Annotated in this window: 13 protein-coding genes; 7 read left to right on the forward strand and 6 right to left on the reverse strand. The window is 61.9% G+C overall.

The window, feature by feature from the left end; translation table 11 throughout:
* Positions 1-5: 5 nt before the first annotated feature.
* Both Q9Q79_RS05455 and Q9Q79_RS05460 read right to left on the reverse strand, forming a co-directional pair.
* Positions 6-908 (reverse strand): ABC transporter ATP-binding protein, encoded by a 903-nt coding sequence (locus tag Q9Q79_RS05455; RefSeq protein WP_060380496.1) that lies wholly within the window; start codon positions 906-908, stop codon positions 6-8.
* A 131-nt stretch (positions 909-1,039) separates the two neighbouring features.
* The gene (locus Q9Q79_RS05460) at positions 1,040-2,071 is read right to left on the reverse strand and encodes a LacI family DNA-binding transcriptional regulator (RefSeq protein WP_024956968.1); all 1,032 of its coding nucleotides are present in this window, start codon (positions 2,069-2,071) and stop codon (positions 1,040-1,042) included.
* A 292-nt stretch (positions 2,072-2,363) separates the two neighbouring features.
* On the opposite strand from Q9Q79_RS05460, the gene Q9Q79_RS05465 reads away from it, so the two are divergent.
* The 3 genes from Q9Q79_RS05465 (at position 2,364) to Q9Q79_RS05475 (ending at position 4,908) form a co-directional block, all read left to right on the forward strand.
* Positions 2,364-2,933 carry a single-stranded DNA-binding protein gene (locus tag Q9Q79_RS05465; RefSeq protein ID WP_060380051.1) on the forward strand — a complete coding sequence of 190 codons (570 nt, stop codon included), beginning with the start codon at positions 2,364-2,366 and terminating at the stop codon, positions 2,931-2,933.
* Between the two features lie 135 nt (positions 2,934-3,068).
* The gene (locus Q9Q79_RS05470; RefSeq protein WP_201862455.1) at positions 3,069-3,965 is read left to right on the forward strand and encodes a pentapeptide repeat-containing protein; all 897 of its coding nucleotides are present in this window, start codon (positions 3,069-3,071) and stop codon (positions 3,963-3,965) included.
* A gap of 619 nt (positions 3,966-4,584) precedes the next feature.
* Positions 4,585-4,908 (forward strand): hypothetical protein, encoded by a 324-nt coding sequence (locus Q9Q79_RS05475; RefSeq protein ID WP_198995175.1) that lies wholly within the window; start codon positions 4,585-4,587, stop codon positions 4,906-4,908.
* A gap of 27 nt (positions 4,909-4,935) precedes the next feature.
* Here Q9Q79_RS05475 and Q9Q79_RS05480 read toward each other — a convergent pair whose 3' ends face one another.
* Complete coding sequence (locus tag Q9Q79_RS05480; RefSeq protein ID WP_143565603.1) at positions 4,936-5,841, reverse strand: hypothetical protein; 906 nt, start codon at positions 5,839-5,841, stop codon at positions 4,936-4,938.
* 539 nt (positions 5,842-6,380) lie between these two features.
* Between Q9Q79_RS05480 and Q9Q79_RS05485 the strand changes: the two genes are divergently transcribed.
* Genes Q9Q79_RS05485 through Q9Q79_RS05500 form a run of 4 tightly spaced genes read left to right on the forward strand, consistent with a single transcriptional unit; the run spans position 6,381 to position 10,325 of the window.
* On the forward strand, positions 6,381-7,280 hold the full coding sequence (locus Q9Q79_RS05485) for a TIM barrel protein (protein ID WP_201862457.1): 900 nt from the start codon (positions 6,381-6,383) through the stop codon (positions 7,278-7,280).
* Between the two features lie 26 nt (positions 7,281-7,306).
* Complete coding sequence (locus tag Q9Q79_RS05490; RefSeq protein WP_099596831.1) at positions 7,307-8,992, forward strand: GMC family oxidoreductase; 1,686 nt, start codon at positions 7,307-7,309, stop codon at positions 8,990-8,992.
* A complete protein-coding gene (locus tag Q9Q79_RS05495; protein WP_049397641.1) occupies positions 8,992-9,567 on the forward strand; it encodes a gluconate 2-dehydrogenase subunit 3 family protein in 576 nt (191 codons plus the stop codon). Before Q9Q79_RS05490 ends, Q9Q79_RS05495 begins: the two co-directional genes overlap by 1 nt.
* A complete protein-coding gene (locus tag Q9Q79_RS05500; protein WP_049397640.1) occupies positions 9,567-10,325 on the forward strand; it encodes a DUF1080 domain-containing protein in 759 nt (252 codons plus the stop codon). The genes Q9Q79_RS05495 and Q9Q79_RS05500 overlap by 1 nt, the downstream gene beginning before the upstream one ends.
* 30 nt (positions 10,326-10,355) lie before the next feature.
* On the opposite strand, the gene Q9Q79_RS05505 is transcribed toward Q9Q79_RS05500, so the two are convergent.
* Genes Q9Q79_RS05505 through Q9Q79_RS05515 form a run of 3 tightly spaced genes read right to left on the reverse strand, consistent with a single transcriptional unit; the run spans position 10,356 to position 12,678 of the window.
* The gene (locus Q9Q79_RS05505) at positions 10,356-10,652 is read right to left on the reverse strand and encodes a cytochrome c (protein ID WP_049397639.1); all 297 of its coding nucleotides are present in this window, start codon (positions 10,650-10,652) and stop codon (positions 10,356-10,358) included.
* 18 nt (positions 10,653-10,670) lie between these two features.
* Positions 10,671-11,534, reverse strand: coding sequence for a sugar phosphate isomerase/epimerase (locus tag Q9Q79_RS05510; RefSeq protein WP_099529775.1), 864 nt, complete (start codon positions 11,532-11,534; stop codon positions 10,671-10,673).
* Between the two features lie 19 nt (positions 11,535-11,553).
* Positions 11,554-12,678 (reverse strand): Gfo/Idh/MocA family oxidoreductase, encoded by a 1,125-nt coding sequence (locus Q9Q79_RS05515; RefSeq protein WP_201862458.1) that lies wholly within the window; start codon positions 12,676-12,678, stop codon positions 11,554-11,556.
* Between the last annotated feature and the right edge of the window lie 7 nt (positions 12,679-12,685).

Below are 12,685 nucleotides of genomic sequence, written 5' to 3' on the forward strand. Positions count from 1 at the left end.
TCCGCTCAGGCTGCCGCGCGGGCACGGGCCTGCAGGCGCAGGCGCTGGAAGTACACATCCTCGAGGTCGGGAGCCACGGCCGCGAAGCCGTCGCCAGGGTCGTTGGCGCTGTGCACGTGGATCACCGGGCGACCACCGACCAGGCGGGTGGACAGCACCACGTAGCGTGCCTCGTGGTCGGCCAGTTCCGAAGGATCAACCTGCTTGCGCCAGACCTGGTGCTGCAGGGCGTCGATGGCATCGGCCGGGCGCCCGGTCAGCAGCACCTGGCCTTTGTTCATGATCGCCATCGTCGGGCACAGATCGGTCACGTCCTCGACGATGTGGGTGGAGAGGATCACCGCCACGTTCTCGCCGATCGCCGCCAACAGGTTGAGGAAGCGGTTGCGCTCTTCCGGGTCGAGGCCGGCGGTGGGTTCATCGACGATCACCAGCCGCGGGTCACCCAGCAGCGCCTGGGCAATGCCGAAGCGCTGGCGCATGCCGCCGGAGTAGGTGCCCAGCTTGCGCTTGCGCGCGTCCCACAGGTTAACCTGCTGCAGCAGCCCATCGACCACCTCGCGGCGCTGCGCGCGCTGGGTCAGGCCCTTGAGCACCGCGAAATGCTCCAGCAGGTCCAGCGCGCTGACTTTCGGATACACGCCGAAATCCTGCGGCAGGTAGCCCAGCCGGCGGCGCACCGCGTCCTTGTCGCGCAGCACGTCGATCGGCGCCTCGCCTGGAATGCTGAGCGTCGCCGTCCCGCTGTCGGCCTCCTGCAGGGTGGACAGCGTGCGCATCAGCGACGACTTGCCGGCGCCGTTGGGGCCGAGCAGGCCGAACATGCCGCGCGGGATGTCCAGGCTGACGTTGTTGAGGGCGTGCACGCCATTAGCGTACGTCTTCGACAGCGAATCGATCTTCAGCATGTGACGTACACCTTTCCATGGGCGATGTCTGCGCGTTATCCGCGCATCAGCCTCCGTGCGCATCCGCCGTTGGTCATGGGGGGAGAATTCCGCCGTCGCACGTTGGGGCGTGGCGGGAGGCCTGGAGGCGCTTACCGGCGCAGTGACGATTCCCGCACCACCAGCTTCACCGGGATGCTCTGGCTTTCCACCGGCTGCCGCCCGATCAGGGCCAACAGGCGTTCCACCAGCAGTTGCCCGGCCTGCTTGGTGTCCTGCTGCACGGTGGTCAGCGCCGGGGACACCGAAGCCGCCAGCGGGATGTCGTCAAAGCCGGTCACCGCCACGTCCTGTGGCACCCGCAGCCCGGCCTCGCGCAGGGCGCGCATCGCACCGATGGCGATCAGGTCGCTGGCGGCACAGATCGCATCGATCGGTTCACCGCGTGCCAGCAGCGCCTGGCAGGCTTCCTGGCCCGACGCCTCGGTGGTGATCGCATCGTGCTGCAGTGCCGGTTCGGCGGCCAGGCCGTGGTCCTGCAGGGCCGCGACGTGGCCGCGGTAGCGCTCCTGGAATTCGGGGTAATGGCTGGAGGCATGGCCGAGGAAGGCGATGCGGCGGCAGCCCTGCTGCAGCAGGTGGGTGGTGATGTCATGCCCGCCCTGGAAGTTGTCGCTGCCGATCGACACGCCGGGCTGGCCGGGCAGGGCGGCGCCCCAGCGCACGAAGTGCGTGCCCTGTTCAACCAGCCGCTGCAGGCGATCGCGCGATTCGTGGTAGTCGCCGTAGCCGAGCAGGATGATGCCGTCGGCTTTGTTGCTGTCCTCGTAATCGGCCTGCCAGTCGGTGGACAGCTGCTGGAACGAGACCAGCAGGTCCTGCCCGTGCAGGGCGCAGGCGCGGGTGATCGAGCCGAGCATCGAATGGAAGAACGGGTTGATCAGCGAGTCGTCGTTGGTCGGGTCCTCGAAGAACAGCAGGGCCAGGGTGCCGGCATTGCGCAGGCGCAGGCTGGAGGCGTTCTTGTCGACCTTGTAGTTCAGCTCGCGGGCGATGCGCAGGATGCGCTCGCGGGTCTCGGCGTTGACCATCGGGCTGCCACGCAGGGCCCGCGACACGGTCGGCTGGGAGACCCCGGCCAGGTGGGCGATGTCCAGGGAGGTGGCTTTGCCTTTGATCGTCATGGGAACGCGGGAGGGGGCAGGGGGAGGAGCTTGGGCATGATGCCATGGGCAGACGCCAATGCCCCTCCGGATGTCCACCGAAGCGAGGGTAAGTCATTGCCGGACAAGGAAATCAGTTCAATCCTCCTGCGCGGCCGGGGTCTTCTGACCGGGCGGATGGCGGCGGCAATGCTAAGATGCATCGTTCTCGCATTCCCCCAAATTTCAACAGGGGCGGCCTCGCCTACTGCACCCCCGCCCGGGGCTGTGCTATCACTGGCGGTCTGCCCCTGGACAACGGACGAAGGTACCTATGGCGCGCGGCATCAACAAAGTCATCCTGGTCGGCAATCTCGGCAACGACCCGGACGTGAAGTACACCCAGGGCGGCATGGCGATCACCCGCATCAGCCTGGCCACCACCAGCGTCCGCAAGGACAAGGATGGCAACCAGCAGGAGCGCACCGAGTGGCACCGCGTGGTGTTCTTCGGCAAGCTCGGCGAGATCGCCGGCGAGTACCTGCGCAAGGGTAGCTCGGTCTACGTCGAAGGCAGCCTGCGCTACGACAAGTACACCGGCCAGGACGGCGTGGAGAAGTACTCCACCGACATCATTGCCGATGAAATGCAGATGCTGGGCGGCCGCGGTGAAGGCGGCGGCGGCGGTGGTGGCAACTACGGCGGCGATCGTCCGCAGCGCCAGCAGGCTCCGCGCCAGGAGTATGGCGGCGGTGGCGGCCAGCGTGGTGGCCAGGGCGGTGGCTATGGCAACCAGGGCGGCAACCAGGGCGGCGGTTACGGCAACCAGGGTGGCAACCAGCGTCCGCAGCCGCAGCAGGCGCCGCCGATGGATGACTTCGCTGACGACGATATTCCGTTCTGATTTCGCAGCGACACTGCTCTATCTCTGGTTGGTAGGTCTGTCCGTCCATTAAGGGGTAACAGGATTTGAGAGTCGGGTCCATCTTTTTAGTGGCGTTCCTAGTTGATTTCTGAGCAGATTTGGAAAGGGTTCACCATGAAAGAAGATGGATCTCCGATCGTCGATGTTTACTCTCCCGACTCTGTTGCGAAAGCAGCTGGCGGAAATAATGTCCCGGTGGAGCTGGTTGAGGGCAATCGGCTGGCGGTCAAGGATAGATATGTCGCCTCGAATGTCGCGGACTCAAAAGAGTTCGCGTTCAAGATATATGTTCGGCTGAATGCGAAGAAAATTAGCTTTAAAAATGTGTCATTTCAACACTGCGTGTTCGATAGTTGCTATCTGAACAACTGTGTTTTTGATTCATGTGATTTTACCGGCTCAAGGTTCGTTGCGTGCAACTTGCACCAGTCATCGTTTTCCGGTTGCAAGTTTGAGTACGTTACTTTTGAGCGTTCTCAAATTGATGATGATATTCTGGAAAGTGAGGCGCCTAGTCGGGAAAATTTGAAGATGCGATTCGCTCGCTCTCTTCGAATGAATTTTCAGCAAGTGGGCGACGCAAAGGCTGTGAACCGAGCTATTCGTTTGGAGCTAGAGGCTACTTCGGTATATTTAAAGAAGTCTTGGTCCTCCAGTGAGACTTATTTTTCAAAAAAATACCCTGGTTGGAAAAAGTTGCCGCAGTTCCTGAAATGGGTCGAGTTTAAAGCTCTTGATGTCATTTGGGGCAATGGCGAAAGCACCTTCAAGCTCGTGCGTGCAATCGTTGCAACGCACGTGGCTATAGCAATCTACAGTACTGTTGCTTTTTCTGATCCATGGGATATCCGCAGCTATCTGTCCAATCTTGCTTTGGCCCCTGGTGTATTTTTTGGTATATCCAACGCATACGATTATCCCGTGTGGGTTTCCGGGATGGTCTCAGCGTGTCGATTGTTGAGTTTCGCCTTTTTGACGGCAATACTAGTCAAACGATTTGGTCGGAGGTGATTTGAATGCATATATATGCGTTCGGGTCAGTTTGTCGTGGAGAAATGGATCGCGGGTCCGACGTGGACTTGCTCCTCTGCACCGACTCCAGAGATGACAGGATCGATTCCGAGAAGTTTTCGGTCTACACGTATGACGGTATAAGAGCAGTTTGGGCCCAGGGTAACCCATTCGCATGGCATCTCCATCTTGAATCAAAATTAGTCTATTCGTCAGATGGCAATGATTTTGTATCTGAATTGGGTCAGCCCTCCAGTTACTCGAATTTTGAGGTGGATTCACAGAGGTTTAAGAAGCTTTTTCATGCGTCTTTAACGTCGTTGTCGTTTGCAGGGAATAGCCACGTTTTTCATCTTTCTTGCATCTTCTTGGCCCTCAGGAACATTGCAACGTGCTATTCGGTAGCAACGGGTAGGCCGGTGTTCTCAAGGTATTCACCGTTTAGAGTTTTGCCCTCGCTTGAGATAGATCCCGAAGCGTTCACGGTATTGATGAGGTCTCGCCTCCTTTCGACTCGAGGTTATGGGGAGGGGGTTTCAGAAAAGGAAATTCAACTTTGCGTTGAATCTTTGGGCAATGTTTCTGCGTGGATGGAGAGGCTAACCATGGGCGGTCTCAAGTGAGTGAGTTTAATAACCGGATTGATGCTCAGCGAAAGATCCTTGGGATCGTCAACTCTCACGCGTGGGCTGAAGAACTATTTGGTTTGTCGAGCGGCGCACTTAAGCGATGGTCCGATACAAATGGAGTCTCTAGTTCATCGCCGTTGAGGACTGCTTTGGATGAGGTTGCTGACAAGCTCTTTTTCCTTGCCAACAAGAGTCAGGAGCAGGTTACTGAAGAGTACAAGCTGCTTGAGGCTGAGGTTAATGGGATGACAGCAGCTATCCGAGGACTTCTCGATTCCTTGGGGGCGAACGAATTTAAGTCGCCGAAGAGCTGATCTAGCGTCTCAGTGCGTTTGGAAAGACTACATCTGAACCGGAATATGGTCCTTGCCCTTGAGGTTAGGGTTGGCGTCTCCTGCGCCAGCCGGTAGGCCGGTCGTTTTCACCAACTCCAAGCCGTTACTGGTCAGCTTCCTGAGGACGCAAGGATGCCCAATGGACGGAATAGAATTGCCGTCAACGAGGGCTGTCAAATGCGAGAAGAGACTTTCGCCTAACGGTTTTCCGCCCTTCTGCGCTTCATCATGACAGGCCTGTGCTGCGGCTTCTTGACTTGGAACTCCGATGGTAACGACTTTGCCTGGCTGTATCCTCTTCATTCTCACGTCAGGGAAGTAGTTGGGGGCTGGAAATAGAGGGAAAAGGCTCATGAGGTGGAAGGTGCCAGTACTTGGGCATTGAATGCCTATGACAAGCTGAGCGAATAGATGCTTGATCTCGTCTTCGTTGAATTTGTAGCGTCGGCCGGATTGAACCGCCAAGTTGAAGGCGTGTCGAGCAACATCAGCGATGAAATCTGCTGTCAGGAGACTTGTCGATGCATGGTAGTTGGGATACTGGTGGGGATCAAAGTGCGTACGTCGCGCCCTGCTCGAGTCAAAGCTGCATGCCATGCTTAGTGTGGGTTTGCCCTCATCATCTTGATAAGCAATTAGACTGCCAAGATGGTCTGTAATCTGATTGAGGATGTGATGCGCAGTGGTCAGGTCCCCAGCGAATGCAACAGCAATAGAATGCTCAAGGATGACATTGTCGAATGCATGTATTTGATGTGCGCGAAACCGTGGAGCGTTTACGCGCACAACCACGTTATAGATTTTCCTGTACTCGCAAAGTACCGGCCGATCCCGCGAGATCATGCTGTCGGCGGCGAACCATAGTCCCGCGGGTTCATTGGGCAAACTGTGTGCTGCAATTACCAGGGTCATGGTTATCTAGTCCATTCATGGCGCGATCATCACGGGAATAGGCGGCGAGCCTTGCGGCAGATGTTGAAGCCAGCGCCAACAATCTTCGATTCACCGTAAAGCGATGGTTGTACTCTAGCTCTGTCTCTCCGATCAGTATGCCTCCGAGCGCCGTGGGGACACCTGTCCCAAGCGAAGTTGACTTAGCCTGAGATCGGTAATAGGCATGGTACTGTGGATCACACACGCCAGTTGTTCCAATGGTGCACTAGCTTGAGCTTGCGCTCCGACGCTTCTTTGAGCTCGATCGATCTTGTAGCGCGAAAACCCATTTTCCCGCCGAATGTTGGTCCCAGTCATGATCCACCTGACAGCGTCCCCCCGCCTCTTGCGGTGATTCACCTTGGTCACCCAGCCGTGGTGCCACAGTCGAGGTGACGCACGACATCAATCTTCGTGCACTGCGTCTTGCAAAAATGCGATTTCCTCCCGTATGGTGCAATCGATTGCATTGCAGTGAATCGTTTGCGTTTGCTACCGGTTGGGAGGCCGGGAAGTAGATGGCCATTCATTCAAGCGGACCGGCACCGGCGCCGGGGTTCACACGCCGGGACGCATTGCGCGTCGCACTTGCCGGGGGCGTGGGACTGGGCATCCCCGCTGCGGGTGCTTTGTCTGCCGCCGCCGATGCGCCGCTCAAAGGCAACCTGAAGCACTCCGTCGCCCGCTGGACCTTCCCCAAGCTGACGGTCGCCCAGCTCTGCGCGACGGTGAAGGACATCGGTTTTGCCGCGATCGACCTGGTCGGCCCGGAAGACTGGCCCACGTTGAAGGCGAATGGCGTGTACAGCTCGATGTGCAATGGCGCGGAGCTGGGCCTGACCAAGGGCTTTGCCGGCCGTGAGTTCCACGACCAATTGGTGGAGCACTACACGCGGCACATTGATCTGGTCGCCGATGCCGGCTACCGAAATCTCATCTGCTTCTCCGGCAACCGCAACGGCATGGACCCGCAGGACGGCATGGCCAATGCCGAGGCCGGCCTCAAGCGCATCCTCGGGCACGCCGAGAAGCGCGGCGTGGTGCTGGTGATGGAGCTGCTGAACTCCAGGGTCGATCACCACGACTACCTGTGCGATCACTCCGCCTGGGGCGTGGAGCTGTGCCAGCGGCTCGGCTCGGACAACTTCGGCCTGCTCTACGACATCTACCACATGCAGATCATGGAGGGCGACATCATCGCCACCATCGGCAAGCATCACGCCTGCTTCAAGCATTACCACACTGCAGGCGTGCCGGGCCGGAACGAGATTGGAGACCAGCAGGAGCTCCACTATCCGGCCATCTGTCGCGCGATCCGCGACACCGGTTTCAAGGGGTATCTGGCGCAGGAATTCACGCCTGCAGCGCCCGATCCCGTTGCCTCATTGCGCGAGGCGATCCGCCTCTGCGACGTCTGAAACGATATCCACCCAGGTGAGAGACCATGGCAGATAATCACTACGACGCCATTGTTGTTGGCTCGGGAATCAGTGGCGGTTGGGCAGCGAAGGAGCTGACCGAGAAGGGCCTGAAGGTCCTGATGCTGGAACGCGGGCGCAACATCGAGCACGTCAAGGACTACGTCAACGCGATGAAGGAAGCGTGGGACTTCCCGCATCGCAATCGGCCAACGCAGGCGATGAAAGCCGACTTCCCGGTGCTGATGCGCGACTATGGCCTGGCCGAGAACCTGGAAGGAATGTGGGCCAACGAACAGGACTCGCCCTACATCGAGACCAAGCGCTTCGACTGGTTCCGTGGCTACCACGTCGGCGGCCGCTCGTTGCTGTGGGGGCGGCAGAGTTATCGCTTCTCTGATCTGGATTTCGAGGCGAACCTCAAGGACGGCCTCGCGACCGACTGGCCGATCCGCTACGCCGACGTCGCGCCGTGGTACGACCATGTGGAGAAGTTCGCCGGCATCGCCGGCACGCGCGAAGGACTGGACGTGCTGCCTGACGGCGAGTTCCTTCCGCCGATTCCCTTGAACATCGTCGAGAAGGATGTGGCCGCGCGGATCAAGAAGGCCTTCGGTGGGACGCGCCATATGATCCACTCGCGCACCGCCAACATCACCAAGCCGATGCCCGAGCAGGGGCGCGTCAACTGCCAGTACCGCAATAAATGCATCCTGGGTTGCCCCTTCGGAGCCTATTTCTCGACCCAGGCGGCGACATTGCCGGCGGCGATGAAGACCGGCAACCTGACCCTGCGGCCGTTCTCGATCGTCAAGGAAGTGCTCTACGACAAGGACCGCAAGCGTGCGCGCGGGGTGGAGGTGATCGACGCCGAGACCGGGCAGACCTACCAGTACACCGCCAAGGTCATCTTCCTCAACGCATCGTCGTTCAACTCGACCTGGCTGCTGATGAACTCGGCCACCGAGGTGTGGGAAGGCGGGCTGGGCTCCTCGTCGGGCGAGCTCGGGCACAACGTGATGGACCATCACTTCGGTGCGGGCGCCTCGGGCCGGGTCGAGGGCTACGAAGACAAGTACTACTTCGGCCGCCGTCCCTGCGGTTTCTACATTCCGCGTTTCCGCAACGTCGCGGCTGACAAGCGCGGCTACCTGCGCGGGTTCGGCTACCAGGGCGGCGCCAGCCGCACCGGCTGGTCGCGCGAGATCGCCGAGCTGAACATCGGTGCCGACCTGAAGGAGGCGCTGACCGTGCCGGGTGACTGGCGCATCGGCATGACCGGATTCGGTGAAATGCTGCCGCACCACGACAATACGATCCGCCTGGACCGGGAGCGCAAGGACAAATGGGGGCTGCCGGTGCTGGCGATGGACGTGTCCATGCGTGCCAACGAGCTGGCGATGCGCAAGGACATGGCCGCCGACGCCGCCGAGATGCTGGAGGCAGCTGGCGTCAAGGACGTGAAGATGCACGACCACGACTATGCCCCGGGCAAGGGCATCCACGAGATGGGGACCGCGCGCATGGGACGTGACCGGAAGAGCTCGGTACTGAACGCGCACAACCAGGTCTGGGATGCCCCCAACGTCTATGTGACCGACGGTGCCTGCATGACCTCCAGCGCCTGCGTGAATCCGTCACTGACCTACATGGCGCTCACCGCGCGCGCGGCCGACCATGCCGTACGCGAACTGAAAGCGGGGAACCTCTGATGGATCGCCGCGAACTGCTGAAGATGATCGTTGCCGCCACCGGTGCGGCCATGGTCGGCCTGCCTGCGCTTGTCCAAGGGCAGGTGCCCGCTGGCGGTACGAAGATCCTGTTCTCCGAGGCCGATGTCGGCACGCTGGACGAGATCGCCGAGACCATCCTACCGCGCACCCGGACGCCTGGGGCGAAGGATGCCGGCGCCGGCCTGTTCATGGCGACCTTCGTCAGCGACTGCTACACCGCCCGCCAGCAGGCGGCGTTCCGGGCAGGCCTGGCCGATATCAACAAACGCGCCGGCGGCCACTTCGTGTCGCTCACGCCGGAAGCCCGCACCGAACTGCTGCGTGGCCTGGATGCGGAGGCGAGGGCACGCCCTGCCGACGTGACCGAGACCGGCACTCCCGAAGAAGGCGAGGCGATGCCGCACTACTTCACGATGATCAAGCAGTTGGCCATCTTCGGCTTCTTCACCTCCAAGGTCGGCGCGACCGGAGTGCTGCAGTACGTCGCCGTGCCGGGTCGCTACGACGGCGAACTGGCCTATGTTCCCGGCACGCCTGCGTGGGGGACCAGTTGATGGACACCCCCCTGATGATCCGCCCTGCGTTGATCTCCGCCGGCCTGCTGGCCGCTGCATCTGCGTTCGCGCAGGATGGTGCCGACGCTGCGCGCGACCCGAAGAAGACCGAAGTGTGGACCCCCGTGCCCGCAGTCGTGGCCACGCCGCCAGGCAAGGCTCCCTCCGACGCGATCGTGCTGTTCGATGGCAGGGATGTCTCCGCGTGGGAGGCGGAGCGGGGTGGCCGCGTGCCCTGGAAGGTGGCCGATGGCGCCATGACCGTCGTTCCGGGCAGCAAGGGCATCCGCACGCGGCAACGCTTCTGCGATGTCCAGCTGCATGTCGAGTGGCGCACGCCCACCGAAACCAAGGGCTTCGACGGCCAGAACCGGGGCAACAGCGGTATCTTCCTGCAGGAACTGTATGAGCTGCAGGTGCTCGACAGCTACAACAACCCGACCTATGCCAATGGCCAGGCGGGTTCCATCTACAAGCAGGCGATGCCGTTGGTGAACGCCTCGCGCGCACCGGGGCAGTGGCAGGCCTACGACATCCTCTGGAAGGCGCCGCGCTTCTCAGCGGGCGGTGGGCTTGTGTCGCCCGCGCGCATCACGGTGCTGCACAACGGCGTGCTCGTGCAGGACGACACGGTGCTGGCGGGCAGGACCGAGTACATCGGCGCACCGTCGTACTCGCCGCATGGGTGCGCGCCGCTGTATCTGCAGGAACATGACTCCAAGGTCAGCTACCGCAACATCTGGGTGCGCGAACTGTAGTGGCACGCGGCCGGCGTGATCATCGGCCGCTTACTTCGCCAGGTAGCTGGCGATGTCATCGATCTCCTGCTGTGACAGCTGCGGGAAGGGCGGCATCAATCCGCCGCCCTTGCTGATCTTTTCCTTGATCTGCGCGGGTGGCATGCGCTTGCCGATGTCGGTGAGCGCCGGGAACGCGCCCGGCATGCCTGCGCGGTCGGCGCCGTGGCAGGCCACACAGTTCGCGGTGTAGAGCTTTGCACCGGCAGCCGGGTCGTCCTTGCACCAGGCAGCTGTCGCAACGCTCATGCCGCCCAGGGCCACCGCCGTTGCCAGGATCATTTTCATGTGGGGCTCCTTGATGCGTCAGCGCCGCGCACGGGCAGGCGCATTCGTGGTCAGGTGTTCACGCAGATAGTCCGCGCCGGTCTGGATGACCTTGGCCGGATCGCGTGGCTGGTCGTGCTCGATGATGTACCAGTGCACGCCGGCGGCTGCCGCAGCAGGCAGGATCGCGTTCCAGTCCAGCACGCCCTGGCCCACGGCAGCGAATCCGTCTTCGTCCTGGGCCTGCCCCTTGGGCGCATTGTCCTTGGCGTGTACCGCGAATACGTGGCCGCGGAATTTTCCCAGCATCACCGCCGGGTCCAGGCCTGCACGCGCGACCCAGGCCAGGTCCAGTTCGGTCTGCAGGTCTGGACCGGCGGCGGCGAACAGCAGCTCCAGTCCAGTCCTGCCGTCGAAGTCGGCCAGTTCGAAGTCGTGGTTGTGGTAGGCCAGGCGCATCCCCTTGCCGCGCACCTGCTTTGCAATCCGGCCCAGTTCCTGGCCCAGGGCGGTCCAGCCGGCGGCACCGCTCGGGCGATCCTTCTTGTCCAGGTATGGCACCACCAGCGTCGTGTTGCCGATCGACCGGTTGAAGGTCACCACGCCATCCAGGTTGCTGCGCAGCTCGGCCAGCGGCACATGCGATGAAATCGCCTTGATCGAATAGCGGTCCAGCAGCTGCTTGAGCTCGGCCGCGCTGGTGTTCTGCGTGCCGACCGTTTCCACCGCATGCACGCCTGCGTCGTGGACGATCTTCAACTGCTGCTCGAGCGAGCCGGCATCACGCAAGGTGTACATCTGCACCGCGATCGGCTTCTGCGTGCTGGCGGCTTCGACTGCGAAAGCGGGCAGGGCAGCGAGCAGCAGGACGAGGCTTGCAGTTCCATGGACAAGGGCTTTCATCAACAGGTCCTCCCGGGATTCAACCGATGGTGGTCCAGGCGCGTGACCTGGCCGATGAAATGACACGATCGACGATCCGCGCCGAGCGCAGGCCGTCTTCGAAGGTAGGCAGGCCCTGCGGTCGCTCGTCGTCGATGGCGCGATAGGTGTCGGCGACAAACGCCTTGAAGCATTGGCCGTAGCCCTGCGCGTGCCCGGCCGGCAGTACTGACAGCCGGCGTTGCTCGGCACTGCCGGCGCCCGGACCGCGCACGAAGATCTCCTCGCGCTGGTCGGGCAGGCCAATCCACAGCCGCTCGGCATCCTCCTGGTTGAAGGCCACGCTGGCCTTGGCGCCATCGATCTCGAACCAGAGGCGGTTGTGGCGTCCGGCCGAGACCTGGCTGACCGTCAATGACGCCAGCGTGCCGGCGCCGGTCCTGAACATCGCTGCGGCCACGTCCTCGCTGGTGACAGCCTGCATCGCGCTGGCGGCCGTTGGCGTGCTGAAGCTCTGCCCGCTGACGGCGCCACGCTCGGCGATCACCGTGGAGAACGCCGCGTTCACTTCGGCGAAGCCCTCGCCACTGACCCATTCGACCAGGTCGCACCAGTGCGAACCGATGTCGGCGAACACGCGCGACGTGCCTCCCAGCGCGGGGTCCACGCGCCAGTTGTTGCTGGCCGGATCCAGCAGCCAGTCCTGCAGGTAGCTGCCGTGGATCAGGTGTAACGGCCCCAGATCGCCCTGGGCGATGCGTGCGCGTGCCTCGCGCACCACTGGGTGGTAGCGGTAGACGAAGGGCACCGTGGCAACCAATCCGGTCGATGCGGCCAGCGCCGCCAACGCCTGTGCATCATCCAGCGTCGTCGCCAGCGGTTTCTCGCAGATCACGTGCTTGCCGGCTTCCAGCGCAGCCTGCGCCATGGCGCGGTGCAGATGGTTGGGCGTGCACACGTGCACGACCTGTACCTGCGGATCGGCGATCACCTCCTCGATATCGCGGTAGGCGCGTGGGACATTCCAGGACTGCGCGGCCTCATGCGCGCGCTGCGGTGACGAGGCGGCTACGCCGCGCACGTCGGCACCGGCCAGCAGTGCCGCACGACGATGCACTGCACCGATCATGCCGGCGCCGACGATGGCGATTCCAAGCTTGGGCATCGACGGG

This window comes from Stenotrophomonas sp. a6, from assembly GCF_030913325.1.
GTDB classification, from domain to species: Bacteria; Pseudomonadota; Gammaproteobacteria; order Xanthomonadales; family Xanthomonadaceae; genus Stenotrophomonas; species Stenotrophomonas maltophilia.

Coding starts and splice junctions, on each gene's coding strand:
- Q9Q79_RS05460 (WP_024956968.1), bottom strand. CDS start 2,071: ATGACGATCAAAGGCAAAGCCACCTCCCTGGACATCGCCCACCTGGCC.
- Q9Q79_RS05485 (WP_201862457.1), top strand. CDS start 6,381: ATGGCCATTCATTCAAGCGGACCGGCACCGGCGCCGGGGTTCACACGC.
- Q9Q79_RS05480 (WP_143565603.1), bottom strand. CDS start 5,841: ATGACCCTGGTAATTGCAGCACACAGTTTGCCCAATGAACCCGCGGGA.
- Q9Q79_RS05510 (WP_099529775.1), bottom strand. CDS start 11,534: ATGAAAGCCCTTGTCCATGGAACTGCAAGCCTCGTCCTGCTGCTCGCT.
- Q9Q79_RS05500 (WP_049397640.1), top strand. CDS start 9,567: ATGGACACCCCCCTGATGATCCGCCCTGCGTTGATCTCCGCCGGCCTG.
- Q9Q79_RS05455 (WP_060380496.1), bottom strand. CDS start 908: ATGCTGAAGATCGATTCGCTGTCGAAGACGTACGCTAATGGCGTGCAC.
- Q9Q79_RS05470 (WP_201862455.1), top strand. CDS start 3,069: ATGAAAGAAGATGGATCTCCGATCGTCGATGTTTACTCTCCCGACTCT.
- Q9Q79_RS05505 (WP_049397639.1), bottom strand. CDS start 10,652: ATGAAAATGATCCTGGCAACGGCGGTGGCCCTGGGCGGCATGAGCGTT.
- Q9Q79_RS05495 (WP_049397641.1), top strand. CDS start 8,992: ATGGATCGCCGCGAACTGCTGAAGATGATCGTTGCCGCCACCGGTGCG.
- Q9Q79_RS05515 (WP_201862458.1), bottom strand. CDS start 12,678: ATGCCCAAGCTTGGAATCGCCATCGTCGGCGCCGGCATGATCGGTGCA.
- Q9Q79_RS05490 (WP_099596831.1), top strand. CDS start 7,307: ATGGCAGATAATCACTACGACGCCATTGTTGTTGGCTCGGGAATCAGT.
- Q9Q79_RS05465 (WP_060380051.1), top strand. CDS start 2,364: ATGGCGCGCGGCATCAACAAAGTCATCCTGGTCGGCAATCTCGGCAAC.